20 protein-coding genes are annotated in these 25,188 nt (G+C 41.4%); 7 read left to right on the plus strand and 13 right to left on the minus strand.

What is annotated here, in order from left to right; genetic code table 11:
- Positions 1-8 precede the first annotated feature (8 nt).
- The 4 genes from BUE31_RS09685 to BUE31_RS09700 all read left to right on the plus strand — a co-directional run bounded on the left by BUE31_RS09685 (position 9) and on the right by BUE31_RS09700 (position 5,967).
- Positions 9-3,152: an efflux RND transporter permease subunit gene (locus tag BUE31_RS09685; RefSeq protein WP_073402797.1), complete on the plus strand. Its 3,144-nt coding sequence runs from the start codon at positions 9-11 to the stop codon at positions 3,150-3,152.
- Between the two features lie 6 nt (positions 3,153-3,158).
- On the plus strand, positions 3,159-4,478 hold the full coding sequence (locus tag BUE31_RS09690; RefSeq protein WP_073402799.1) for a TolC family protein: 1,320 nt from the start codon (positions 3,159-3,161) through the stop codon (positions 4,476-4,478).
- 260 nt (positions 4,479-4,738) lie between these two features.
- Complete coding sequence (locus tag BUE31_RS09695) at positions 4,739-5,119, plus strand: response regulator (RefSeq protein WP_073402801.1); 381 nt, start codon at positions 4,739-4,741, stop codon at positions 5,117-5,119.
- Positions 5,116-5,967, plus strand: coding sequence for an N-acetylglucosamine kinase (locus BUE31_RS09700; protein WP_073402803.1), 852 nt, complete (start codon positions 5,116-5,118; stop codon positions 5,965-5,967). The genes BUE31_RS09695 and BUE31_RS09700 overlap by 4 nt, the downstream gene beginning before the upstream one ends.
- 165 nt (positions 5,968-6,132) lie before the next feature.
- On the opposite strand, the gene lnt is transcribed toward BUE31_RS09700, so the two are convergent.
- Positions 6,133-7,743, minus strand: coding sequence for an apolipoprotein N-acyltransferase (gene lnt, locus BUE31_RS09705; protein ID WP_073402805.1), 1,611 nt, complete (start codon positions 7,741-7,743; stop codon positions 6,133-6,135).
- A 189-nt stretch (positions 7,744-7,932) separates the two neighbouring features.
- The gene (gene rsmI, locus BUE31_RS09710) at positions 7,933-8,637 is read right to left on the minus strand and encodes a 16S rRNA (cytidine(1402)-2'-O)-methyltransferase (protein ID WP_073402807.1); all 705 of its coding nucleotides are present in this window, start codon (positions 8,635-8,637) and stop codon (positions 7,933-7,935) included.
- Positions 8,638-8,802: 165 nt separating this feature from the next.
- Between rsmI and serS the strand changes: the two genes are divergently transcribed.
- Complete coding sequence (gene serS, locus BUE31_RS09715; protein ID WP_073402809.1) at positions 8,803-10,074, plus strand: serine--tRNA ligase; 1,272 nt, start codon at positions 8,803-8,805, stop codon at positions 10,072-10,074.
- A 178-nt stretch (positions 10,075-10,252) separates the two neighbouring features.
- Here serS and BUE31_RS09720 read toward each other — a convergent pair whose 3' ends face one another.
- The 4 genes from BUE31_RS09720 to BUE31_RS09735 form a co-directional block, all read right to left on the minus strand.
- Entirely contained in the window at positions 10,253-10,666 is a 414-nt protein-coding gene (locus tag BUE31_RS09720) for a hypothetical protein (RefSeq protein WP_073402811.1), read from the minus strand.
- Positions 10,667-11,032: 366 nt separating this feature from the next.
- Positions 11,033-11,725: an SIMPL domain-containing protein gene (locus BUE31_RS09725; protein ID WP_073402812.1), complete on the minus strand. Its 693-nt coding sequence runs from the start codon at positions 11,723-11,725 to the stop codon at positions 11,033-11,035.
- A 169-nt stretch (positions 11,726-11,894) separates the two neighbouring features.
- On the minus strand, positions 11,895-12,245 hold the full coding sequence (locus BUE31_RS09730; RefSeq protein ID WP_073402814.1) for a hypothetical protein: 351 nt from the start codon (positions 12,243-12,245) through the stop codon (positions 11,895-11,897).
- Between the two features lie 198 nt (positions 12,246-12,443).
- Positions 12,444-13,154, minus strand: coding sequence for an exonuclease/endonuclease/phosphatase family protein (locus BUE31_RS09735; protein ID WP_073402815.1), 711 nt, complete (start codon positions 13,152-13,154; stop codon positions 12,444-12,446).
- A gap of 271 nt (positions 13,155-13,425) precedes the next feature.
- On the opposite strand from BUE31_RS09735, the gene BUE31_RS09740 reads away from it, so the two are divergent.
- Positions 13,426-15,066 (plus strand): M28 family metallopeptidase, encoded by a 1,641-nt coding sequence (locus BUE31_RS09740; protein ID WP_073402817.1) that lies wholly within the window; start codon positions 13,426-13,428, stop codon positions 15,064-15,066.
- A gap of 156 nt (positions 15,067-15,222) precedes the next feature.
- Here BUE31_RS09740 and BUE31_RS09745 read toward each other — a convergent pair whose 3' ends face one another.
- From BUE31_RS09745 to BUE31_RS09755, 3 genes are all read right to left on the minus strand, one after another.
- The gene (locus tag BUE31_RS09745) at positions 15,223-15,609 is read right to left on the minus strand and encodes a TM2 domain-containing protein (RefSeq protein WP_083619596.1); all 387 of its coding nucleotides are present in this window, start codon (positions 15,607-15,609) and stop codon (positions 15,223-15,225) included.
- A 279-nt stretch (positions 15,610-15,888) separates the two neighbouring features.
- A complete protein-coding gene (locus BUE31_RS09750) occupies positions 15,889-16,791 on the minus strand; it encodes a nucleotidyltransferase family protein (protein ID WP_073402819.1) in 903 nt (300 codons plus the stop codon).
- Positions 16,792-16,902: 111 nt separating this feature from the next.
- Complete coding sequence (locus BUE31_RS09755; protein WP_073402822.1) at positions 16,903-18,027, minus strand: M42 family metallopeptidase; 1,125 nt, start codon at positions 18,025-18,027, stop codon at positions 16,903-16,905.
- A gap of 262 nt (positions 18,028-18,289) precedes the next feature.
- On the opposite strand from BUE31_RS09755, the gene BUE31_RS09760 reads away from it, so the two are divergent.
- Positions 18,290-20,062, plus strand: coding sequence for a glycoside hydrolase family 9 protein (locus tag BUE31_RS09760; protein WP_073402824.1), 1,773 nt, complete (start codon positions 18,290-18,292; stop codon positions 20,060-20,062).
- Positions 20,063-20,166: 104 nt separating this feature from the next.
- Here the strand turns inward: BUE31_RS09760 and BUE31_RS09765 are convergent, their stop codons facing one another.
- From BUE31_RS09765 to BUE31_RS09780, 4 genes are all read right to left on the minus strand, one after another.
- Positions 20,167-21,519: a sigma-54-dependent transcriptional regulator gene (locus tag BUE31_RS09765; RefSeq protein ID WP_073402826.1), complete on the minus strand. Its 1,353-nt coding sequence runs from the start codon at positions 21,517-21,519 to the stop codon at positions 20,167-20,169.
- A gap of 211 nt (positions 21,520-21,730) precedes the next feature.
- Complete coding sequence (locus BUE31_RS09770; protein WP_073402828.1) at positions 21,731-22,420, minus strand: hypothetical protein; 690 nt, start codon at positions 22,418-22,420, stop codon at positions 21,731-21,733.
- A 218-nt stretch (positions 22,421-22,638) separates the two neighbouring features.
- Complete coding sequence (locus BUE31_RS09775) at positions 22,639-24,657, minus strand: M1 family metallopeptidase (protein WP_073402830.1); 2,019 nt, start codon at positions 24,655-24,657, stop codon at positions 22,639-22,641.
- A 179-nt stretch (positions 24,658-24,836) separates the two neighbouring features.
- A complete protein-coding gene (locus BUE31_RS09780) occupies positions 24,837-25,184 on the minus strand; it encodes a Spx/MgsR family RNA polymerase-binding regulatory protein (protein ID WP_073402832.1) in 348 nt (115 codons plus the stop codon).
- Positions 25,185-25,188: the final 4 nt, after the last annotated feature.

Below are 25,188 nucleotides of genomic sequence, written 5' to 3' on the forward strand. Positions count from 1 at the left end.
CCATATTTATGAGTTTAGCATCAATAAGTATAAAAAGGCCTGTATTGGCTACGGTAATGTCTATCGTTATTGTAGTATTCGGAGTTATGGGCTATAAGTTTTTAGGGATCCGTGATTTCCCCTCGGTCGACCCGCCTATTATTACCGTAACTACCAGTTATTCGGGCGCTAATGCCGATGTAATTGAATCGCAGATAACTGAACCCCTTGAAAAAAGTATAAATGGCGTACCAGGGATCCGTAATATATCATCAACAAGCTCGGTAGGCTCAAGCCGTATAACGGTTGAATTTAATCTTGATGCCGACCTTGAAACCGCTGCAAATGACGTGCGCGATAAAGTAAGCCAGGCACAAAGGCAGCTTCCGCAGGATATTGATGCGCCGCCCGTGGTTACAAAGGCTGATGCTAATGCCGATAATATACTTACAGTTACCTGTAGCAGTAATACCCGAAATATCAATCAGCTTGATGATTATGCAGAAAATGTATTGCAGGAAGGTTTGCAAACAATACCGGGTGTTAGCCAGATAAACATTTTTGGACAGCGCCAGTATGCCATGCGGTTGTGGATTGATCCGGGCAAACTCTCAGCCTTAGGTTTAACGGCTACTGACATAGGCAATGCCCTTAATGCAGAAAACGTTGAGCTGCCTGCCGGTAAAATTGAAGGTAACAATACCGAAGTTGTGGTAAGGGCCGTAGGTAAATTATCAACCGAAAAGGAGTTTAATGACCTTATAATCCGTGCCGATAGCAACCGCGTGGTTCATTTCAGGGATATTGGATACGCTATATTGGGTTCGGCTAATGAGGAAACAGCTTTAAAGGAATCGGGTGTACCGATGATAGGGCTGGCAATTATTCCGCAACCAGGTGCAAATTATGTACAAATAGCCGAAGACTTCTACAAACGACTTGACCAGATAAAAAAGGACCTTCCCCCAGATATACAGGTTAAGGTAATAACAGACAATACCGTATTTATCAAAAAGTCTATAAGTGAAGTTGAGGAAACATTACTTATTTCGTTTATACTGGTGGTAATTATTATTTACCTGTTCTTCCGCGACTGGCTCATTGCTTTTAGGCCGCTGATAGATATCCCCGTATCATTAATAGGCGCATTCTTTATTATGTACGTTTTTGGGTTCTCTATAAATATATTAACGCTGCTGGCTATTGTGCTTGCAACAGGGCTGGTAGTTGATGATGGTATAGTGGTAACGGAAAATATTTACAAAAAAGTTGAAGGGGGCATGCCGGTGCGAAGAGCGGCGTTTGAAGGTTCGGCCGAAATATTATTCGCGGTAATTTCAACCTCAATCACGTTGGCTGCAGTGTTTCTGCCTATTGTATTTATGCAGGGCTTTACAGGCAGGCTTTTCCGGGAGTTTGCTGTTGTAGTAGCAGGCGCTGTATTGATCTCAGCATTTGTTTCGCTTTCATTAACCCCAATGCTTAATGTTAAGCTGATCCGTAAGAGCTCAAAAAAATCAAAATTCTATGAAAGGACCGAGCCTTTCTTTGTAAACATGACCAACTCTTACAAAGAGACATTGGTTAAGTTTATGAAGGTGAAATGGGTATCATTTATCATATTGGCTATTTCGTTGGTTATAACCGGGATCTTATATTTTGCTACCCCTTATGAACTTGCACCATTAGACGACCGCAGCATGTTAAGATATGCAGTTACTGGCTCGGAAGGCGCCAGTTATGAATTTATGGCCAGGTATATGGATAAAGTGTCAGACCTGGTTGCTGACTCAATACCCGAACAAAATGTAAACCTTGAAGTTGTTTCGCCCGGAAGTGGCGGTGGTGGTTCAGCAAACTCAGGGTTTGGCCGCGTTGGTTTGGTGGCCCCCGATCAGCGCAACCGTACACAGCAACAATTGGCCGATTATTTAAGTAAAAAACTAAGCCGCTTTTCTGATGCACGTGCACTGGTAGTACAGGAGCAAACCATTAGCGGTGGAGGTAGCGGGTCAAAAACATCTTTACCCATTCAATTTGTAATTCAAAACCAGGATTTTGAGAAGATAAGAAAGGTTTTGCCTGAATTTTTTGCCGAAGTTTCCAAAAGCCCCGTTTTTCAGGGTACAGACGTTGACCTGAAATTCACAAAGCCTGAGCTGCGCGTTACCACAGATCGTGACCGCGCGCGCGACCTTGGGGTTTCGGTTGCGGATATTGCTGCAACTTTGCAACTCTATTATAGTAACGGACGCCTGGCCTACTTCCTGATCAATGGAAAGCAGTACCAGGTAATTGCCCAGGTTAACCGGGCAAACCGCGACCAGCCGCTCGATTTAAAGTCTGTTTATGTACGCAATTCAAAAGGTGGGCTTGTACAACTTGATAACGTTGTAAAAGTTAGTGAGGATGCAACGCCGCCTGCCATATATCACTTTAACAGGTATAAATCTGCGACTATCCAGTGCGGTTTAGCTCCAGGCCGAACTGTTGGCGATGGCATAGTGGAGATGAACAGGATTGCAAAAAGTTTACTTGACGATACATACAGCACGGCTTTAAGCGGGGCCTCGCGTGATGCGGCCGAAAGCGGATCGAGCCTGATTTTTGCATTTGCATTTGCCTTATTATTAATTTACCTGGTACTTGCAGCGCAATTTGAAAGCTTTATTGACCCTTTTATTGTTATGCTTACCGTTCCGCTGGCTATTGCAGGAGCATTCCTGTCGTTATGGTTATTTAACCAAACGCTTAATATTTTCAGCGAGATTGGGATGATAACGCTTGTAGGCCTGGTAACCAAAAACGGCATTTTGATAGTGGAATTTGCCAACCAGCAAATGGAACATGGCCTTGCTAAATACGAGGCTGTAGTTGAAGCGGCCACAGCCCGTTTACGACCAATATTAATGACCAGCTTAGCTGTTGTGCTGGGCTCGGTACCAATTGCTTTTGCATTAGGCGCAGGTGCAAAAAGCCGTGTATCATTAGGGATAGTTATTATGGGCGGGGTATTGTTTTCGCTGGTGTTAACACTCTACATTATACCTATGATGTATTTAATATTTGCTTCAAAAACACGTAAAGACCCGGATGCGGAAGACCCTGATGATGTGAAAAAAGTCAGGAAAACAAGAACTCAAAAACTGATAGATAAATTAGATAAAGAATAAGCGATTATGACCATTAAAAAATTAGGTTGCCTTGTTTTTTGCTTAATAGCATTTACTGCAGGTGTTAAGGCGCAAACCGATACCGTGCTTACCTTAAAGGATGCCGTTGAAATAGCATTAAAAAACAACTATCATATTTTGCTGTCAAAAAACAATGCTACAGTTGCGCAAAATAACGTTACTATAGGCAATGCCGGCTTTTTACCACAGGTTAACGGTGCTTTTACCACTACCCGCAGCATCCAAAACACCAAACAAACCCGCAGCGATCACTCGGTAAATAACATTAGCGGGGCACACAACGCGTCAACATCGTACGGGCCGGCCCTTAACTGGACCATTTTTAACGGCTTTGGTATGTTTGCCAATTATGATGAGCTAAAGCAGCTAAACCAGCTGGGCGACATCCAATCCCGCGATACCATACAAAATACCCTTGCCAGCGTAATAGGCACATATTATAATTTAATAAACCTTAACGAAGGCTTAAAGGCACTAAAGGGAGCAATAGCCATATCAAGGATACAGTTACGCTATGCCAATGATAAATTCCAGGTTGGCAGGGCATCTAAGTTAGATGTACTGAATGCACAGGTAAACCTTAATACCGATACCGCAAATTATCTGAACCAAGTACAACAGTTTAAATCGGCAAAGATCCAGATGAACCAGTTACTGGTGCGTAATCTGCAAACAGATTTTGCCGTTGGCGATACTATTGTGGTTGATGACAAACTTGTTTTAGGTGATATTTTATCAAAAGCCGAAAACCAAAATCCGGCCATCCTATCTGCACAGATAAATAAGCGGATCTCTGAGATCAACCTTAAACAGGTTAGGGCCAGCCGTTATCCGCAGGTTGCTGTTAATTCAGGATATACAATAAGTAACAGCCAAACTCCGGCAGGCTTTACCCTGTCGCAAAATACAAAGGGTTTTAATTATGGCCTTACCGCCTCCATAAATATCTTTAACGGCTTTAATCAAAACCGGCTGGAGCGCAACGCCAAAATTGGCATTGACAATGCCAACATTAGCTTTAAGCAGATAACACTTAACGTTCAGGCCCAAATCAGCAATTTATACGTAAGCTATTTATCAGGCCTTGATTTGATGAAACTTGGCGAATCAAATGTTGAAGTAGCAAAAAAGAACCTTGAAATCTCTCTTGAAAAATACAAATTAGGTAACATTACTCCGTTAGAAATCAGGGAAGCACAGCGGAATTATTTGGATGCACAGTCAAAATTCTTTACGGCGCAATACCAGTCAAAAAGCGCAGAAATTATGTTGAAGGAGATTACAGGGAGTATAAATATTCAGTAAAAAACAATCTAAAATATGTCATTGCGAGCGAAGCGCGGCAATCGCGAACTATGCATTTACACTTTGCTCGTAGTTCACTATTCTACTGCTCTGTAGAGTTCGCGATTGCTTCGTACCTCGCAATGACATATGGCTATTTGTTTGGATTAAAATGCCCCTTGTACGCCGGATTCCTTTATCAAGAGGGGAATTAAAAATCAATAACATTTTTTTCAAAAACTATATTTTTTAATTGGTTTAAAAAGCTATTTTTGAACTAAATGGCTATGTGTTTTAAAACCTGTTTGTTAATTGATGACAATTACATTGATAATTTTGTCACACGTAAAATAATAGAGGGCAGTAACTTTGCTGAATCTATTGTAGTTGTCCGTTCGGCAACTGAAGCCATTAATTCTTTAAGAGATGGGCTGATAAAACCTGATGTCATTTTTTTAGATGTGCGGATGCCTTTAATGAGCGGTTTTGAATTTTTAGACGAATACGATAAGATCGACATCGATAAGGAAAATATAAAGATCTTTATGCTGTCGTCATCACTTGATCCATTGGACCTGCGTAAATCTACAGACAATAAATACATCACGCAGTTTATCCATAAACCACTTACTCAAAAAGCACTCGAAGAACTTTGTCCATGATCCTTGTGGCTGATAGCGGGTCGACAAAGACCGATTGGTTGCTTACACTTAAGGATGGTGAAGTAAAGCAATTCAGAACGGCCGGACTTAACCCATATTTTTTATCGGAAAAAGAGATTGTAAAAATACTGCAGGAACAGGCTGTTGATATGATTGCCTTTGCTGCCAATATTGATGAGATCTACTTTTTTGGCGCAGGCTGCTCAAGCCCCGACAGGCACGAGATAGTTTCAAATGCCATAAGCCAGTTGTTTACCAAATCATACATCAGTGTCGACAGTGACCTGCTGGGATGCGCCTATGCTACCTGCGGCCACGAAAAAGGCCTGTGCTGCGTATTGGGAACAGGGTCAAATATTTCTTTTTTTGATGGCGAAGAGATCCATTCCGGCAAACATGGTCTTGGCTTTGTTTTGGGCGATGAAGGAGCCGGTACCTGGTTTGGCAAAAACCTGGTAACCGATTTTTTATATGGTAACATGCCCCATGATATCAGCATGAAATTTAACGAAGCCTATCAGCTTGATAAAGAAAAGGTAATAAAGTACGTTTATCAAACACCAAATGCTAATTCATACCTGGCAACTTTCACCAGGTTTATAAGCGAAATAAGGCAAACCGAATACGCTCAAAAACTGCTACACAGGGGGCTGCTTGAATTTATCGAAACCAACATAAAATCGTACCCGCAATATCACCGCTACAAATGCCATTTTGTGGGTTCAATTGCCTATGTTTTTACTGATGAGCTTACCGAAGTTTGCAAAGCAAATGGCATCCATATCGGCAAGATCATCAAACAACCCATCCATGACCTGATGGCGTTTATTTTAAGCCGCGAGAACTAAAAGGGCGTCATTGCGAGGTACGAAGCAAACTCTTCAAAGGACAATCACGAACCTTGATATCTCAGCAAACCTTAAAGCCGCTGTTTGGTACCCACAATATTTTCGTTCCATGATTAGCAGGTGCAGGGTTTGCTTCATTCCTCGCAATGACGCATGGAGAAAATTTCATTTCCTCAATATCCTCTTCACCACAATAAACCCTACTCCCAACAAAGCCAAAACACTCCCAAGCATGGCCAGGTAATCGCCATGCAGCACATAAAAAGTAAGATCAGAATTCAGGTTGATGTCTTGTTTTAAGGCTGTTTTAACCCACCATTTACTTTGCTGTACCACATCGCCCCGCTGGTTAACAAATGCGGAGATGCCTGTATTGGCTGACCGGCACACCCATCTGCGGGTTTCAATGGCACGCAGCTTGGCATAGTCAATATGCTGATCCTTACCACTTGTATTTTCCCACCAGCCGTCGTTGGTTATAATGGCAATAAACTGTGCCCCCTTACGTACGGACTCTGCTACCCAGCCTCCCCAGATAGACTCAAAACAAATAACAGGATCAACACCTATCCCGCTTTGCGAATAAAATACGTCTGGGTGTTCTTGTCCGCCATAGGTACCCGTTGCCCCACCCAAATGCGCAAACACGGGTTTTAGAAATGACAAGGCTGATGGAAATGGCAATGATTCGGCGCCTGGTACCAATTTCGATTTATGATAAAACTGTACCTCGGCAGAGTTTTCAATATTTACCGCCGCATTAAAATTATCATAATATAGCCTCGCTTGCGGATCGTAAATCTCTGTTTTGGTAGTATGCTTATTGTAGAGCCTGAAAGTTTCGGCCCCGGTAATCAGGTTTCCGTTTTTATATTTATTTAAAAAGCGTTGCGCCTGTAAAAAGTATGGACTGGTACGGATTGTTTCTTCGTTTACCTGGTCGGGTATTGCCGTTTCCGGCCATAGAAAAAACTCCGTATTAGCTTGCCCAATTGAATCTGACAGATGGGTCATTATACTCAATTGCTGGTAAGCAGGCATGGAGCTTTCCTTCGCATAGGGATCAATGTTGGGCTGCACAACCACAATGTTTGATGGATTAGGCTGCTCCTGGTAGCTGTAATACCTATATAGCGAAAAGCTCAGCGGCACAACCAGCACAATAACAAATGCCGAAATAAGTTTTAATCTTAATTTTTTATCTGGCGCTTCGCGCAAGCCAATGTAAATTAAAAACAACAGGATATTTAAAGTCCATACCCATACGGTACCGCCATATACACCGGTGTACTCATACCATTGCACCCATTGATGGGTCACAGCAAAGCCATTCCCCAGCGTCATCCACGGGAAAGACAAGTCCCAGCTTTGGTGCAGGTACTCATATCCTATCCAAAAACAAACTAAACCAGCCAGGCCCCAGCCACGATTAGTTGCCATCCTTAAACGATAATAGAACAAACAGGCTATTGCCATTAATAGTGGCCCTAAAGAATACGGGATAATGGATATTGGCAGCGCCACAATCTCACCAACCATTTTCAGCGCATTATAAACCCAGTAGATTGATAAGGTGTTCCATACAAAGAAGCCGAGAAAAGCAGTGCCGAAGATCTTTTTGCCTTTTTTAGCATAATCTGATTGGATGATATTTTCAATTGCTATCAGCATCGGCACAAAACCAACAAATAGTAAAAAGGTTGAATATGGCGTTGGCGGCCAAGCTATCCAAAGCAATAGACCTGAAAGAATGGCTAGCAGGATGTTTTTTTTCATTTATATATATACTATCAAAATCAAAGCGTCATTGCGAGGAACGAAGCAACCTCTGCGCAGGACAATCACGGACCAAAATGACACGGCGACCTTACAGCCGCTGAATGATCACCACAATTTTATTACTCCCTGATCTGCAAAGCTCAAAGTTTGCTTCGTTCCTCGCAATGACGTGTTTTAGTTAATTTTTTACTCTTTGTCCTTAGTAGAGGATTTAGTCGCGGCTCCTGACACGCAGATCACAAATTCCCCTTTCGCAGGGTGTGTTTCAAAATAGGTTTTCACCTCTTCAACCGTTCCCCTAACTGTTTCTTCAAACATTTTTGTCAGCTCGCGCGACACGGAGATCTGCCGGTCTGTGCCGAAATAGGCAGCCATTTCATCCAGCGTCTTTACAAAACGGTGCGGCGATTCATATAATATAATGGTGCGTTCCTCAGTCGCCAGGGTTTTATACCGGGTTTGACGGCCTTTTTTTAAAGGTAAAAATCCCTCAAAACAAAAACGGTCTGTCGGAAAACCAGAATTAACCAGGGCAGGTACAAAGGCGGTTGCTCCGGGCAGGCACTCTACCGCAATTTCATTTTTAATGGCCTCGCGTACCAGGTAAAAACCAGGATCGGATATTGCTGGTGTACCGGCATCCGAGATCAAGGCTATATTTTTCCCTTCCTTTAAAAACCGGATGATCTCGTTTGATGACTGGTGTTCGTTATGCTGGTGATGTGAAAACACCTTTTGATGGATCTCAAAATGCTTTAACAGGGGGGCTGAAGTACGCGTATCTTCCGCCAATATCAAATCTGCCTCCTTTAAAACACGGATGGCCCTGAAGGTTATATCTTCCAGGTTGCCTATTGGGGTGGGGACTAAGTATAGTTTACCTTGGTTCATGGTTCATAGTTGATAGTTCATGGTAGCTGCGTGGCAGTTCATGGTTCATGGTTGATAGATCATAGTAGCAGCACTGTCAATGATCTATTAATTTTTCCAAAAATGGCTATGAACCATGAACCATAAACTATGAACTAATTATATCTTTGCCTAAAAAATAAAATAATGCTGCAAGTTAGTTATATCCGCGATAACAGGGAACAGGTTTTAGAACGTTTAGCTGTAAAAAATTTTAAACAGGTTAATTTGGTTAGTGAAGTTATTGAATTAGATGACAAACGCCGTTCAACTCAAACCAGTTTGGATAATACTTCGGCCGAGGCTAATGCTGCAGCAAAACAAATTGGCGAGCTGATGCGTGCCGGTAAAAAGGACGAGGCAGAAGGCCTTAAAGCTAAAACGGGCACTTGGAAAGAGGATATAAAAAGGTTAGGCGATCAGTTAGCTACTATTGAAGAAGAATTGTACCAAAAGCTGGTGCTGCTTCCCAACCTTCCGCATAGCTCAGTACCTAAAGGTTTAACACCCGAAGAAAATGAGGTGGTACTTGAAAATGGCGCTAAGCCAAATTTGCCCGAAAGCGCATTGCCACACTGGGAGCTTGCCGCTAAATACAGCCTGATAGATTTTGAGCTGGGGGTTAAAATAACCGGTGCAGGCTTCCCCGTATATAAAAATAAAGGCGCCAAATTACAACGCGCGCTCATTAATTACTTTATTGATGAGGCCGAAAAAGCAGGCTACAGCGAAGTAATGGTACCCCTGATGGTAAATGAAGCTTCCGGGTTTGGAACAAGTCAGCTGCCTGATAAGGAGGGACAGATGTATTTTGTGAACGAGGATAACCTGTACCTTATCCCTACTGCCGAGGTGCCTATTACCAATATGTACCGCGATGTAATATTAAAAGGAGAAGATCTGCCGATGAAAAATTGTGGTCATACGCCATGTTTCCGTCGCGAGGCCGGCTCTTACGGCGCACATGTACGCGGCTTAAACCGTTTGCATCAATTTGACAAAATAGAGATCGTGCAGGTTGCGCATCCGGATAAATCATACGAAGTGCTGGAACAAATGAGTTTGCATGTGCAGGGGCTTTTACAGAATTTAGGTCTGCCCTACCGTGTGCTCCGCTTATGCGGTGGCGATATGGGTTTTGGCTCTGCCCTAACTTATGATATGGAAACCTGGAGTGCAGCACAACAGCGCTGGCTGGAAGTATCATCCGTATCAAACTTTGAAAGCTTTCAGAGCAACCGCTTAAAGCTGCGTTTCCGCAATGCTGAGGGTAAAACCCAACTGGCACACACCCTTAATGGCAGCGCCCTTGCTTTACCGCGTATTGTAGCAACCCTGCTTGAGAATAATCAAACAGAAAGAGGCATTAAGATCCCTGAAGTGCTGGTGCCTTATACTAAGTTTGAGTGGATTGATTAGATTGCTTTTTATATAGCTTGATATAGCTTCGGACAACATCCGGAGCTATATATGCGACCTATTTGCTTAAGCCGATCTCCCCTGGCCCTGAAAGGGTCTAATATGCCAGCGAAGGGCATCGCCCTTCGACAATAAAAATGTTATTTGAGAAACAACGTCCGTTTAAGAAAATAATCTTCTACTGTGTAACATTGATCACCCATTTCACAATGGAAGCATCGATCACGGAGTTAAAAGTATTTAATAAAGATTTGCTTTTTGTTGTTTGTGAAAGGTCTTCCCGGTATATCAGGTGGTCAACGCCAAGAACTTTCAGAAAGCTATCCGTATTTTCATTCACCGAGTTCTTGAAGCAACAAATTTTTACCTTATTGTAAAATTTATTAACCTTTATCCGGCGAAGGGTTTTTTCCATGTCCTTACCCATAAACTCGTAATCAAAAACAATTACATCCGGGCTCATTTCATAAATAGACGGAAAAATACTGCTTGTGGCAGAAATATGCTTTACATTGGTATAATCAGTTAATAACTGATTGGGGAAAATTTCAGGTGCAACCAATAGTACCTTCTTGAAGCGTGTACGGATCATGCTTAGTGAAAAATTAGGGTGTATAAATATAAATTGTAAAATTCACATTGTCAAGTGTTTATTACACGCCTAATTCTAAAAAAGTGTACCAATTATTTTAATATTAGAAATTTCATGCGGTGATTCTGGCAAGTTCAGGGACAATATTTCTCTATAGTTAATTTTCATATATCTAAACCTCCTATTTATCAGTAAAACATTCCCGACCCCTCTAATTGTAACATTTTCATTACAACTTATAGGAATACTTTATTTCGTGAAAATTTTTATTTTTTTATAAAAATGGGGCCATTTTTATAATTATTGTAATGAGGCAAGCAGGCAAATCAGGAGAATATTAAATATACGCTCCTGATTTTTTAACAATTATTTTACAATTTCAAAAACTGCGTTGATCTGAAAATTCAGTTTTATTGTTTTAAAAGTAATATCTGATTCGGCCGGAGATGCATTTACATCGGCTGCCATTGATTTGAACATCATTGGCCTTGGCGCGGTATAGTTTCCGTTATCAACCTCGGTGATACTGATGGCGTCCCCTACTTTATCATTAATACTGCTTAATAAATAGGCTGCTTTTTCTTTCGCAGCTAACAATGCCTTTATCTTAAGATCGCGTTTCAAATCCTCAACCTTTGAATAATCATAACTGTCAATATTAGTTGACTGGATCCCTTTGGGGTCTATCTTATTCAGGATCTGGTTATACTTGTTCAAATCGCGAAACTTAATGCTGTATTGTTTGCTTGCTAAAAAATCAGGCGTTTTTTTCTTGTTATAAGTATTGTTCCAGCCGGATACGTTGTTAACAGTAAAATCCTCCTTAGCTATTCCGGCTTCTTTTACTGCATTTTCCAATTGATTCTCCAACTGATCAATAGTGATCTTCTTTTTACCGTCGAGGTATTCCTGTAACGATATAGAAACGTTAATAATATCAGGGGTAACCTCCTTTTCGGCTGTTCCGCTAACTTCAATTCTGCGACGCAGATCCACACTTTGTGCAAACGCGCTCCCGGTAAATGTAACCAGGGCAATTAAAATAAATAATTTTTTCATGGTTGTTATTTTATAAATAGACTATACCTGCAAAGGTAGGTTTAATTGGGATAGTCAGGAAGTCCGGAAGCCGAAAGTCAGTAAAGTCCGAAAGACGGGAAAGACAGAAAGTTCGGAGGTGGAAGTCAAGAGCCTCGATATGTTTAACAAATTATAAATGATAATATCTTTATAAAACGGCAACATCACTTTTAACAATTACCAGTATCCCACTTTTTACAAGGAATGTAAAAAAAATACGATCGATAATGGCTTTTAGTCTGCTTAATAAACTTTGATGCTGTACTGGTTTTATAATATCACTCCCGGGCTTATTATACTGTTCATCCTGATCATTACTGTCACTTATGAACAGGTTTTCAATCAATACTTTTTCACGGATTGAGGGATCACGGTTTACTATCTCATCCAGCTCGGTTAGCTCGTTAAAAGTAGCCTTACCGCTTTTTTGCCTTTTTATCAAAATTTCATAACGGTCCTGCGAAAAGGTGCGCCGTTCCAATGGTTTGCGGTGGCTCATTTTACTATGTTTATTAATCAGATAGTAATGCTCAAACCGCGTGCCGTTGTTGTAATTTATTGATTGATAAACAGTTGTATAAATGCTAATTATTCGCTTGCACTATTTTGATACAATCGGCTGTTCGTTTTCGTGCAGGTACCAGGATAGTATCCAGTTTGTAAAGAAATATATTAACGTGCGGATTGGAAATTTATTTTATCTGAATTCAATTATAAGCGGACAATGATCGCTGTAAGTGTTCCACTCTTCCCAGTTTCCTACTTCTACCGACACAAGGCCCTCCATAAGATCTGCCGATGCAAAGCAGTAATCCAAATGATAAGGTTTGTCTTTATGGCGATATAATAAAAAGGTGGGATGTTCCTCTTTGCTTTGCGATAGGTTGAAATAATGATGGTAGGTACTTTGAATCCCTTTGGCTGCAAGTTTTTCAACAACGGTGGAATGATTGCCTTCCCTTCGCGGCTTATCCCAAATGGTATTACTGTTAAAATCGCCTGCCAGCATCACCGATGCCTTATTTAACAGACCTTCATAGCACTGTAAAGCTTTCCAAACCTGGCCAATGTATTGGTTAGGCTTATCAGCAGGATTATTGGCCCAGATGCCGAAAAGTGTAAATTCTTTTTCGCCCTCTGATACTGTTATAGGCAAAATGGTGCGAAAGCTGTCGTTATGTTCATCCATCAACTTTAACCTGTAATTACCAAACGATATTACTGCCAATCCTTTGTTTATATTATTACCGTACCAAATTATATCGGTTGGAATAATTTCTGTTGACGGGAATTTTAGCCGCTCTGGATTTTCACATTCCGGAATAATAAGTATATCAGGTTTATATCGCATCAGCAGGTGCGCCTTTTTCCTGAAAGCCATATTTGCATTCCATGTAATTAGCTTCATAGCGTAAGAGTCAAGAATCAAGAGAGCAAGAATCAAGAAGTGGTAATGATAGGGAAAATTCCTATTGCCTCAAATAAAATTAACATCATAAAAGAGATTCAAGAGATCAAGAGTCAGGAATCAAGAAGGGACAATGACAGGGAAAATTCCTATCGCCTCAAATAAAATTAAAAACCATGTCTCTTTGTATTCTTTTATCTTGACTCTTGCTCTCTTGATTCTTTCCCCCCTGACTCTTTTTACCTACATTTGGTTTAAACAACCCCTTAATATGAAGATAAACTATACCCACGTTTTATGCCTTGCAGCAGTTGCATTTTTAGCCGGCTGCAAGCAGGATAAAGAAACCACAAGCGTAATAACCGGTGATGAAATAAAGAGCCATATTGCTGTACTGGCAGATGATTCATTAATGGGCCGCAAGCCCTTTACCGCCGGCGAAACAAAGGCCATTGCCTATATTTCATCGCAATTTAAAAAAGAAGGACTTGAGCCGGGTAACAATGGCAGCTATTTCCAGGATGTGCCCATGGTTGAAGTTACCAGCACGCCATCTGCTACTATGGATCTAAGCGGCCCAAAAGGCAAGATCAGCTTAAATTATTTAACCGACTTTGTAGCCTCGACCCGCCAGGAAGTTCCCGAGGTGCAATTAACAAACTCGCCGCTGGTGTTTGCCGGCTATGGTGTTGTTGCACCGGAGTATCATTGGAACGATTACGCAGGGCTTGATGTTAAAGGAAAAACAGTAGTAGTGCTGGTAAATGACCCGGGCTTTAAATCGGGTGATTCTAAATTATTTAAAGGCGATACAATGACCTATTATGGCCGCTGGACTTACAAATACGAAGAAGCTGCACGCCAGGGCGCTGCGGGGATCATCATAGTTCATCAAACTGAACCTGCCAGCTATGGCTGGAGTGTGGTGGCTAATAGTTTTACCGGCGCCAAGCTTTATTTGCAGCAACAGGATAAACATATGTCGCGTTGTAAGGTTGAGGGCTGGATAACCGAGGACGCTGCCAAAAAACTGTTTGCATCAGCAGGAATAACCGGGGATTTCAGGGCGCTTGCCCGCAAAAAGGATTTTAAAGCAATCCCGCTAAATCAGAGTATTACGTTAACTGTTAAAACCAAATTAAAATATTCAACCTCGCATAATGTGATAGCTGTTTTAAAAGGCAGCACAACGCCTGGCGAGTACATATTGTATACCGCTCATTGGGATCACCTGGGCATTGGCAAGCCTGATGCAAAAGGCGACAGTATTTATAATGGCGCTGTTGATAATGCCAGCGGCGTAGCAGCAGTATTAAACGTTGCTAAAGCTTTTGCACAGCTAAAAGAAAAGCCAAAACGTTCTATCGTATTTTTAGCGGTAACCGCCGAAGAGCAGGGTTTGCTGGGCTCTGAATATTATGCCTCACACCCTATTTATCCGCTTAACAAAACCGTGGCAGATTTAAACATGGATGCCTTAGGCAATTATGGCGAAACAAATGATTTTGCAATAACCGGCAAAGGCCAGAATGACCTGGAAGATTATGTAGCTGAATTTACCAAAGTAGATGGCAAAAAGATAACCGGCGATAAAAACCCTGGTGCTGGGGGCTATTACCGGTCAGACCATTTTAATTTTGCTAAAGTAGGCGTACCAGCATTGGATATAAACAACGGTGCCGAAAGTACTGCGCATGGCGAAGCATACGGCAAACAAAAACAAAAGGAATATGGCGAGCAGCATTATCACCAGCCATCAGACAATTATACAGCTGATATGGATGCTAACGGAATGGCACAGGTAGCCAACCTCCTATTTAAAGTTGGAAATAAACTTGCCAATGAAACTACATTCCCCGGATGGAAAAATGGTTCGGAATTTAAGGCAGTTAGGGAAAAAGCTCTGAAGTAGTGATTAGAGGCTAGAGATCAGAGATTAGTAAAAAAAAATAAACTGTTATCACTAAAAGCAAAAACTCCATTCGTTTAAACGAATGGAGCTTTTGCTTTACATATATGATGGAGTAAGGGAGTTTTTCAGTTATTATTCATTGCGCTCCCCCGTTGTTTAGCTATTCATTTTGGCTATCTGGTAACAATCGTAAGCCAGGTGCCTGTTATAATCATTAGCGATGCTTTTGTAGCTAAAGGCATCTATCAATGTTCCTATCCCAAAGAAACCGCCCGTTAATAAAAAGAGTACGCCTAACAGTATTTGGTTGGTCATAAATCTTTGTACGCCTGCAAGGCCCAAAAAGCCAAACAAGGTTGCAACAAGTATATCGGTAGGGTTCTTTCTGCGACTATTGTAAACAGCCATGAAAGTTGTCATTTGGTTTTGAGTTAAACCTGCAGATGCATGATGAAGAAAACTATATTCATCCATAGTCATGCCCTGGAATGCTGTGTATGAGTTTTGATAAGTGTTCATTTCCGTATCAGATTTGGTTTTCATTATAAATTCTGACGTAAAACTATATCCCAAACCCAAAATTGGCAATCTGAATTAGGTTAGTGGCAAAAAGAAATCGGTAAAAGGAGGTTTTTGGGCGGTGAAAATTTTCACGGGAGCTAGCGGTTGATCCCTGTACTGTTTTATCCAGCTAAATTTTAAAGTATTTAACCAGAGAGCTTACCGAATTTAAAAAACAGTTCTTATATATTTTCTAAATAAATAGTCTAAAACAAAAAATCCCGCCGTTAAGCAGGATTTTAATATCAAATATAAATAAATTTAGTCCCAAAGATTAGCCGGATAAGTACCGTTATCCACCAGCTCAGAGATACATTTTTGTACAATAGGTTTATCTTCCTTATAAGTAACACCAAACCATTTTGATGCAGTTGGGATCACTTTAAAACTTGCTTCCCCGCTTTTAATTAATGCATCTGCCACTATAGGGATAAAAAACTCAGACTTTGGATTGTTTTCATTAGCTTCAACAAAGGCTTTAAATAAAGCTTCACTTTGTTTAAACACAGCCGGGGTAAATCCCCAAAAATTCATTGATACGCGGGTATCGCTGCTTAGGTCATGCTCGCCGGCAGCATCCCTGTAAGCTACGCTTCCGTCTTCCTTAAAGTAAACTTCGGTACGCTCATTTATTTCAACCATGTTGCCATTGTCATCTACCTTGCAAACCCCGCGTGATACGGTTCCGTAATCTGATAAAGTCCTGTCAATCTGGTACCCAATAATTGAATACTTATCATCAGCCACTTCAGTAGTTAAGAATTTAGCCATTTTTTCAAATGAATCATAACCATAAAAGTCATCCGCATTAATTACACAAAAAGGCTCGTGAATTTGGTTGCGTGCGGCTAATACAGCGTGTGCCGTACCCCATGGTTTAGCGCGTTCAATTTCTTTATCAATGCCAAAAGGCTTTAGGTCAAAGCTTTGAAAAACATAATCAGTTTCAATACGGCCTTTTAGCTTTGGCTCAAAAATAGCTTTGAACGGCTCCGCAAACTCCTCACGGATAATGAAGCTTATTTTTCCGAATCCGGCTTTAATAGCATCATAAATGGAGTAATCAATTATGGTTTCGCCATTAGGACCAAAACCATCAATTTGTTTCATGCTTCCGTAGCGGCTGGCCATACCTGCGGCCAGGATCAGTAGTGTGGGTTTCATATGTTTTTCAGATGTATTATATTAAATGTAAATATGACATTTTTATTTAAATTATTATTGTGTAATAATATATAAAGTGATAAAATGTTTTTCTTTTTAATGGGAGGCAGATTATTTAATATACCTAAAATCCTGTCCGGCCTTTATATTTAATAAAGCTTCATAAATCAAACGGATCACATTATCAACATCCTCTTTATGGATCATCTCAACTGTAGTATGCATATAACGCAGCGGCAATGAGATCAATGCTGAAGGTACCCCGTCATTTGAGTATGCAAAGGCATCCGTATCAGTACCTGTTGAACGTGATGAAGCCTGGCGCTGAAAAGGAATTTTAGCTTTTTCGGCAGTTTCAATCAGTAATTTGTTCAGGTTGTTTTGTACCGCAGGTGCGTATGATACTACCGGACCACGACCGCAAGCCAAATCGCCCTGGGTTATCTTGTTGATCATTGGGGTTTGGGTATCATGTGTAACATCCGTAACAATAGCTACGTTTGGTTTAATATGGTGCGCTATCATTTCGGCGCCGCGCAAACCTATTTCTTCCTGTACTGCATTTACTATGTATAAGCCAAATGGCAGCTTCACCTTGTTTTCTTTAAGCAAACGGGCTACTTCGGCAATCATAAATCCACCCGCACGATTATCCAGTGCACGGCCAACATAATAACGGTCATTAAGCACCATAAATTCATCTTCATAGGTAATAACACAACCTACATGGATGCCGAGTTTTTCAACTTCGTCTTTTGAAGTACAGCCGCAGTCTAAAAAGATATTTTTCAGGGTCGGGGCCTCTTCTTTTTCGCCGGCTGTGCGCGTATGAATAGCGGGCCATCCAAACACAGCTTTTACTATTCCTTTATCGGTATGGATGTTTACCCTTTTTGAAGGCGCTATCTGGTGATCAGAACCGCCGTTACGGATAACATATATCAATCCATCGCTTGTAATATAGTTCACAAACCACGAGATCTCATCGGCATGGGCCTCAATAACCACTTTGTATTCCGCTTTTTTATTGATGATACCTACTGCAGTTCCATAGTTATCTACATAATAATCGTCAATGTATGGCTTCAAATAGTCAAGCCATAATTCCTGGCCTTTCCATTCAAAACCGGTAGGTGAAGGATTATTTATATATTTTTCGAAAAATGATAGTGATTTATCATTTACAACAGCAATATGCTTAGGGGTATCGGGAGTATCAGATTTTTTCTTAGCCATATTTTTAAAATGCCTCTGTTAGAAGATGTGGCAAATATAATGATATTGCCGAAAGGCAGAAATAGAATTTGGCTAAGCCCTTAATTGTTAAGTACCTGAACTTAAATCATACATCAAACCAAAACGAGCATAAGCACACCCGGTTAGTTTTCACGAGCAACATGATATAAATATTTGTCCCCCTACAATTCTACTACTATAGCAATAACTGCACATTTTTTATAAAATAGCCCTTATCTTTCGCTATAAATCCAAGTAAGCCATGAAGTTTCCTGCTATTCTATTATCTGTTGCGTTTTCTATTCTGTCATTTATGGGTATTGCTCAACCCGTTATTTATGCCAACCAAATAGGTTTTGATACAAAAGGCTCCAAAATAGCGGTAGTAAGCGTGGATACTAAACTTACCAAAAAAACCGTATTTAACCTGGTAAATGCGGTAACCAATAAGGCTGAGTTTACTGGTGTTCTAAGTGGTCCGCAAAACATTGATGAGTGGACACCCGGAAAAACATATTACCAGGCAAATTTTTCCTCATTTAAAAATACAGGAAAATACAGCGTCCAGGTAATTATTGCGGGTAAAGCGTACAAATCATTTCCTTTTAAAATTGATGAGGATGCATTGGCAAAGCTCACCCTTTCATCTATAATCCATTATTACAATAAACAACGCGCCAACACTCCTCAGGAATTGGCAGCCGATGAGCATATGCGCTTGCAGGGTGGCGGAGATAAAACGGTTGATATGCGCGGCGGCTGGTGCGATGCATCGGGCGATGTAAGCAAGTACTTTTCACACCTGGCTTATGCCAATTTTATGTCGCCGCAGCAAACGCCATTGGTTACATGGTCAATGGTGAGCGCATCTGAAGCGATCCCCGGGTTATTAAAAAAATGGAATATTAAAGATTCATTGGACAACGAGGCCTTGTACGGTGCTGATTATATGATGCGCGCGCTATCAAAGGACGATTATTTTTATATGATAGTTTTTAGCTATTTTAATAAAGATCCAAATGCCCGCAGAATAGTTGGGCTTCGGGCTAATAGTGTTACTACCGATGAATACCAATGTGCTTTTAGGGAGGGCGGAGGTATGGCTATTGCCGCGCTGGCGCGAATCTCTCGATGGAAAAAAAACGGTGGATACACCTCACAACAATACCTTGACGGGGCCAAACGCGCATTTGCACACCTGCTGATAAACAATACCAAATATGACGATGATGGAAAGGAAAACATCATTGATGATTACTGTGCGTTGATGGCTGCAACCGAGCTATGGATAGCTACCGATAGTCCGCTTTACAGGGATGAGGCCCGGAAACGTGCTCAAAACCTCAATAAAAGAATGAGCGCCGAAGGTTATTTTATTGCCAACGATGCTAACCGCCCATACTGGCATGCAAGCGATGCCGGTTTACCCGTGGTGGCCTTATCCCGCTATTTAACAAAGGAAAAAGATGAAGCGCAGCGGACCGCAGCCTTAAGTACTATAAAAAAAGCGCTGGATTATAACCTTGCCGTAACCAGTAAAGTAAGCAACCCTTTTGGCTATGCACGGCAATCATTTTTGTATAAAGGGGCGGTTAAGGATGGCTTTTTTATTCCGCATGATAACGAAACCGGCTGGTGGTGGCAGGGCGAAGATGCCCGTTTAAGCTCACTTGCTACTGCTGCATTAGTTGGTGGTAAACTGGTTTACCCTGATAAGGGCAACTGGGGTGTAAAAGATCAGCTGGCAGTTTTTGCTTCGCAACAGTTATCGTGGACTCTTGGTTGTAACCCTTATTCCATGTGTTTTATGTATGGCTTCGGAAAAAACAATGTGCCTTATATGCATTCAAACTTTGGCCATGGATCTGAAAAAGGTGGCATCTCAAACGGGATAACCGGCAAAAAAGATAACGGCGATGGCAGTGGTATAGATTATAAAACCGAAGATAACGGCAACGAATGGCGATGGACAGAACAGTGGATCCCCCATGCAGCATGGTTTCTACAAGCGATCTCTGCGATGGCGGAGAAGTGATGTGCGGATGCGTGGATATGCAAATGTGCGGATGATTGAATTTTATTTTTGGAACATCTGCATTCATTAAAATAAATCCGAAATCGAACATCCGAATTCCGAAATTATTCTAATCCGTAATCTTTCAGTTTGCGGTATAAAGTGGCTATGCCTATATTAAGCAGGCGGGCTGCTTCGGCACGGTTGCCGTGGGTATGGTTGAGCACCCGTTGAATATGCAGCTTTTCGACCGATGAAAGGTCAAATGACGATGGTGACGAATTGCCTGCCTGTGCCGTTTGTGGGCCCTGCATTTCATAAGGGAGCAGTGTTTCGTCTAAAACATTATCATCAGCTAAAATAACGGCGCGTTCAATAATATTTTTCAGCTCGCGAATGTTACCGGGCCAGTTATAGGCCTCCAACTTTTCTGTAAGCTTATCGCTCAGGCCAGCAAACTGTTTCTTAACCTTTATACCAAAATAGCCCATAAAATATTCGGCCAGCAGTTTGATATCCTTTTTACGATCACGCAGGGCAGGCAGGGTGATCTGAAACACAGATAAGCGGTAATATAGATCAGACCGGAAACCTTCTTTACTAACCTCAGCCTGTAAATTGCGATTGGTGGCAGCCAGAATGCGCACATTAACCTGGGTTGGTTTGGTATCGCCAACCTTTATAAATGATTGTGATTCCAGCACCCTCAGCAGCTTAGCCTGCAGGTCATGATCCAACTCCCCTATCTCGTCTAAAAAAATAGTGCCGCCATTCGCTTCCTCAAAAAGCCCTTTTTTATCTTTTACAGCCCCGGTAAATGAGCCTGCCTTGTGGCCAAACAACTCACTTTCCAACAACTCTTTTGTAAAGGCGCTACAATTTACCGCCACAAATGATTTGGCATTGCGCGGACTTGCCTGGTGGATAGCTTCGGCAAAGATCTCCTTTCCGGTACCAGTTTCGCCCAATAATAAAACGGTAGTATCGGTTAGCGCTACCTTTTGCGCAAGTTTTATAACATTTGTAATAGCTACAGATTTGCCGATAAGTCTTTCGAAACCAAATTTACTGTTCAGCTTTTTTTCGAGCTCCAAAACTTTTTGCTGCAAAAGCGCTTTATCCATCGCCTTACTAACCAGCGGAATTATCTTTTCATTATCATCCCCTTTGGTAATGTAATCAAACGCACCGCCTTTTATGGCTTTAACACCATCATTTATAGTACCAAAAGCAGTTAACACAATAATTTCTGTAGCAGGCCAGCTGGCTTTAATTTGCGATGTAAGCTCAATTCCGTTAACATCAGGCAATTTTACATCACTGATAACAACGGGTATTACTTCCTGCTGTAACTTTTTTATAGCCTCTTTTCCGTTTGACGCCACCAGCACATCATAACCTTCCAGCTGAAGAATCCGGGCCAGCAGGCTACGCAGGCGTTCTTCATCATCAATAATTAAAAGCTTATCTTTTTGCATGATATGAAGCAAAAATGAGTTATTATTTCGAATTTTTCACTTATTGTTTGTTTTTAATGGAGTTCAAGAGTGCTTCGCAGTTTCGAGTGTTCAATTGCGGATTCTTTATCTGAACCTGAATTTGTTGGCATCAGCTTAACATAATGTGCTACTGCCTACTGCCTACTGCCTACTGCCTACTGACTAATGACTAATGACTACTGCCTAATGACTAATTCCCACCAGTAAGGCTTTGCGGTTTACGCTTATCAGGGGGTAATGCCTGGTATTTTTTATAGCTATCGTTAATATAAACCGCGAGGGATACATTATTATTGCCTTTTATAAAGGCATAGGTAGGCCGGTACATCAGCATAAAATCATCTAGTTCAGTATCTTTTAACGGCACAATACTGCCCACATAAGCCCTTGTAAAAACCGCGTCAATTTGCCGCTCCTCTGCTTCCCGTTTAAAATAGCGTTTAAGCCGGCGCGCATCCGTAGCTTCTTTACCAAACCAGGTGGTTGGCGATAACACGTAAAGCTTACTTTTTGTATATATTTCAGGGTATTCTTTATGCGGATCAAACGCCTGGCGGCTCGAGCTGATCTTCACCTCGCGCAGTGCTATTGTTTTGGTGGTCAACTCAATTTTTTTAGGCGACAGATCGACCAGGTACAAGGTATCGGACATATACCCCGGCGAATCAAATATCAGCAAGTTCCCTGTTTCGGCCTTTATACTAAAATTACCATCTTTATCAGTAAGCGCCAATTGCTTATTGTTGGTGTTCCTGATAAAAACATCAGGTAGTTTATTACCGCTTGCACTTTCATGCACAGTGCCTTTTAAAAGCCCTTGTGCATTTACAGATCCTGCTATTAAACCTAACAGCACAATCAAAATATATCTTATTTGCATGGCAGATGAATTACATTGTTAATATAAACCTATTTTTTAGGATAAAAGTTTTCTACCTAAACATTTTACAAAACACTGTATCAACCTGTTTTATTTTATGCCCAAAAACAACTTAAAAAATAAAGACCCGGCAAAAACCGGGTCCTTTTTATCAAATTTCTTATCACGCTAAAGGAGGCCTTCGGACTAATCTTTTTCTCCTGGTCTCTAACCACTAACTATTGTTTCTTCCAAACATTATTAGCCTCGTTATAATCAGGCAATACTTTATCCGGATCATAGGTTACAGATTCAATAGCTTCGGTTGATGGATATTTAAATTTCCAGCTGCTGTTACGCTCCCAGATCTCTACAGGCAATTTAATACGGTCGGTTTTACCGCTAACGGTTTTAATTTCTAATATTACCGGCATGGCCATTTTTTCAAGGTTATCAATGGTGATAAAAGCACCCTTTGTAGGGTCATTGTCAACATAATCAACGCTGCGCACGGCAACATCTAAACGCCAGTTGTTAATGAACCAGCCTCTCCAAAACCATTGCAGGTTTTCGCCACCGGCATTTTCAATAGTGCGGAAAAAGTCATCAGGTGTTGGGTGTTTAAAGGCCCACTTTGCAATGTAAGTTCTAAAGGCAAAATCAAAACGTTCAGGGCCTAGGATCTGCTCGCGCAGCAAGGTAAGTCCGGCTCCGGGTTTTGAATATAATAAAGTACCGGTATTTCTTTCTTTAAGGTTAGCGGGCTGGCTCAACATAGTTTCCAAGCCGGGTGCGGTAAATGCAGCACCGGCAATATGCATATTACCGGGTTTCCTTTTGTATTCGCCGTTATTAAAATCGGCGGTCGAAAGGGTATTAATAAAAGTATTAAAGCCTTCATCCATCCATCCGTACATGCGTTCGTTCGAGCCTACGATCATCGGGAACCAGGTATGGCCAAACTCGTGGTCATTAACACCCCAAAGTTGTCCTTTTTTTGCACCTGACCCACAAAAAACAATCCCCGGATATTCCATACCGCCTACTATACCTGCAACCGCAGTAGCCGCCGGGTAAGGAAACTCAAACCATTGTTTTGAATTGTATTCAATTGATTTTTTTACATATTCTGTTGAACGTGCCCATGCATCAACGCCATCGCTTTCAACCGGGTAGGCTGATATGGCGATTGATTTTTTTCCGCTTGGAAGATCCATTTTGGCAGCATCAACAATAAATGCCGCTGATGATCCCCATGAAGCATCACGGGCATTCTTTATTTTAAAGTGCCAGGTTAAAGTTTTTTTACCTGCCGGGCGTGATGCCGGATCGGTTACTTCACTTGCTGAGCGGATAACAACAGTTTTCTCGCTTTTTTCAGCCTCAGCCCAGCGTTTTAATTGTGTTGGGGTATAAACTTCCTGCGGATTTAGCAACTCGCCCGATGCAACTACAATATGATTAGCCGGGGCGGTAATGCTCAGGTCAAAATCACCATACTCCAAATAAAACTCTCCGGGACCTGAATAAGGGATAGTATTCCATCCGTACACGTCGTCATAAACACACATCCTTGGGTACCATTGTGCTATTGTAAAGATCTTTCCGTTTTTAGTATCCTGGATCCCCATGCGGTCTGATCCGTAATTTGGCGAAATAAATGAGTATTCGATCTTTAATTTTACCTGGCCACCGGCAGCAGCAACTTCCGCAGGTAAATAAACCTGCATCCGGGTATCCGAAACCAGGAATTTCACCTCAGTTGTGGCACCTTTAAGGCCAATTACTTTTATTGATTTTATTTTAAAGCCGGCATCAAAATCCTGACCACGGCCCCAGTTACGGCTAATTTGCTTTGGTGGAGTGCCTACCCATGGAACAATAGCTGTTCCCCTTGAATCAAGCTTAAAAAGATTTTGTTCCAAATTCATCCATAAATAGCCAAGCTTCTGCGGACTGTTATTGGTATAAGTTAAGATCTCTGATCCGGTAATCTCATTGGTTTGGTCATTCAGCGATGCTGCCAATTGGTAATCAGCACGGTTTTGCCAGTACTTTGGCCCGGGTTCACCGTTGGCAGCGCGATATTCTGATCCGTTCTTTCCGTAAAAATACGGACCAAAAGCTTCATGATAATCATAGTTTGTGGCCGGTGGGGCTGCCGGTGTAGTTTGTGCGGCAGGAGCTTGCTGCGCACGGCTAACGCTTGTTACAGCAATAAAAGCCAGTGCAAAACCGGCTAACAGTTTTAATTTCATTTTGAGGTCAGTTTGTAATCTACAGCAATTATACTACAAATTCAGGAATGACGCCATACGTAAAATGATTGTTACCATTATGTTAGTTGATTGGGTTGACTAAGTTGGGTTGAGTTGATTGAGTTAAAAAGATAAATTGAAAAGGATTTGTCCTTAACCTAATCAACTCAATCAACCATTCACCTAATCAACTTATCCTCATACACCCCTTCGTCAAACCCAAAAAATAAAAAGTCGCCATCTTCAATAACGGGACGTTTTATCATGCTGGTTTTTTGCTGCAGCAGCTTTAAAGCATCGGCATTGGTTTTTATACTTTCTTTTACCTGCGGATCAAGCTGTTTCCAGGTAAGGCCCTGTTTGTTCATAAACTTTTCATAACCGGCCTTTGCATCCCATTCTTTTAACTTTTCTTCGGTTACGCCAAGTTTTTTAAAATCCTGAAATTCATAAGCTACATTGTGGCCCTTTAGCCAGTCGAGCGCTTTTTTTACCGTATTGCAATTGGTTATTCCGTATACTTTCATGGCG

Origin of the sequence: Mucilaginibacter sp. OK098 (assembly GCF_900142915.1) — a bacterium.
In the GTDB taxonomy this organism is placed as follows: domain Bacteria; phylum Bacteroidota; class Bacteroidia; order Sphingobacteriales; family Sphingobacteriaceae; genus Mucilaginibacter.

Coding starts and splice junctions, on each gene's coding strand:
- lnt (WP_073402805.1), bottom strand. CDS start 7,743: ATGAAAAAAAACATCCTGCTAGCCATTCTTTCAGGTCTATTGCTTTGG.
- BUE31_RS09685 (WP_073402797.1), top strand. CDS start 9: ATGAGTTTAGCATCAATAAGTATAAAAAGGCCTGTATTGGCTACGGTA.
- BUE31_RS09780 (WP_073402832.1), bottom strand. CDS start 25,184: ATGAAAGTATACGGAATAACCAATTGCAATACGGTAAAAAAAGCGCTC.
- BUE31_RS09735 (WP_073402815.1), bottom strand. CDS start 13,154: ATGAAGCTAATTACATGGAATGCAAATATGGCTTTCAGGAAAAAGGCG.
- BUE31_RS09690 (WP_073402799.1), top strand. CDS start 3,159: ATGACCATTAAAAAATTAGGTTGCCTTGTTTTTTGCTTAATAGCATTT.
- BUE31_RS09755 (WP_073402822.1), bottom strand. CDS start 18,027: ATGGCTAAGAAAAAATCTGATACTCCCGATACCCCTAAGCATATTGCT.
- BUE31_RS09700 (WP_073402803.1), top strand. CDS start 5,116: ATGATCCTTGTGGCTGATAGCGGGTCGACAAAGACCGATTGGTTGCTT.
- BUE31_RS09750 (WP_073402819.1), bottom strand. CDS start 16,791: ATGAAACCCACACTACTGATCCTGGCCGCAGGTATGGCCAGCCGCTAC.
- BUE31_RS09760 (WP_073402824.1), top strand. CDS start 18,290: ATGAAGTTTCCTGCTATTCTATTATCTGTTGCGTTTTCTATTCTGTCA.
- BUE31_RS09770 (WP_073402828.1), bottom strand. CDS start 22,420: ATGCAAATAAGATATATTTTGATTGTGCTGTTAGGTTTAATAGCAGGA.
- BUE31_RS09745 (WP_083619596.1), bottom strand. CDS start 15,609: ATGAAAACCAAATCTGATACGGAAATGAACACTTATCAAAACTCATAC.
- BUE31_RS09695 (WP_073402801.1), top strand. CDS start 4,739: ATGGCTATGTGTTTTAAAACCTGTTTGTTAATTGATGACAATTACATT.
- BUE31_RS09740 (WP_073402817.1), top strand. CDS start 13,426: ATGAAGATAAACTATACCCACGTTTTATGCCTTGCAGCAGTTGCATTT.
- serS (WP_073402809.1), top strand. CDS start 8,803: ATGCTGCAAGTTAGTTATATCCGCGATAACAGGGAACAGGTTTTAGAA.
- BUE31_RS09720 (WP_073402811.1), bottom strand. CDS start 10,666: ATGATCCGTACACGCTTCAAGAAGGTACTATTGGTTGCACCTGAAATT.
- rsmI (WP_073402807.1), bottom strand. CDS start 8,637: ATGAACCAAGGTAAACTATACTTAGTCCCCACCCCAATAGGCAACCTG.
- BUE31_RS09765 (WP_073402826.1), bottom strand. CDS start 21,519: ATGCAAAAAGATAAGCTTTTAATTATTGATGATGAAGAACGCCTGCGT.
- BUE31_RS09730 (WP_073402814.1), bottom strand. CDS start 12,245: ATGAGCCACCGCAAACCATTGGAACGGCGCACCTTTTCGCAGGACCGT.
- BUE31_RS09775 (WP_073402830.1), bottom strand. CDS start 24,657: ATGAAATTAAAACTGTTAGCCGGTTTTGCACTGGCTTTTATTGCTGTA.
- BUE31_RS09725 (WP_073402812.1), bottom strand. CDS start 11,725: ATGAAAAAATTATTTATTTTAATTGCCCTGGTTACATTTACCGGGAGC.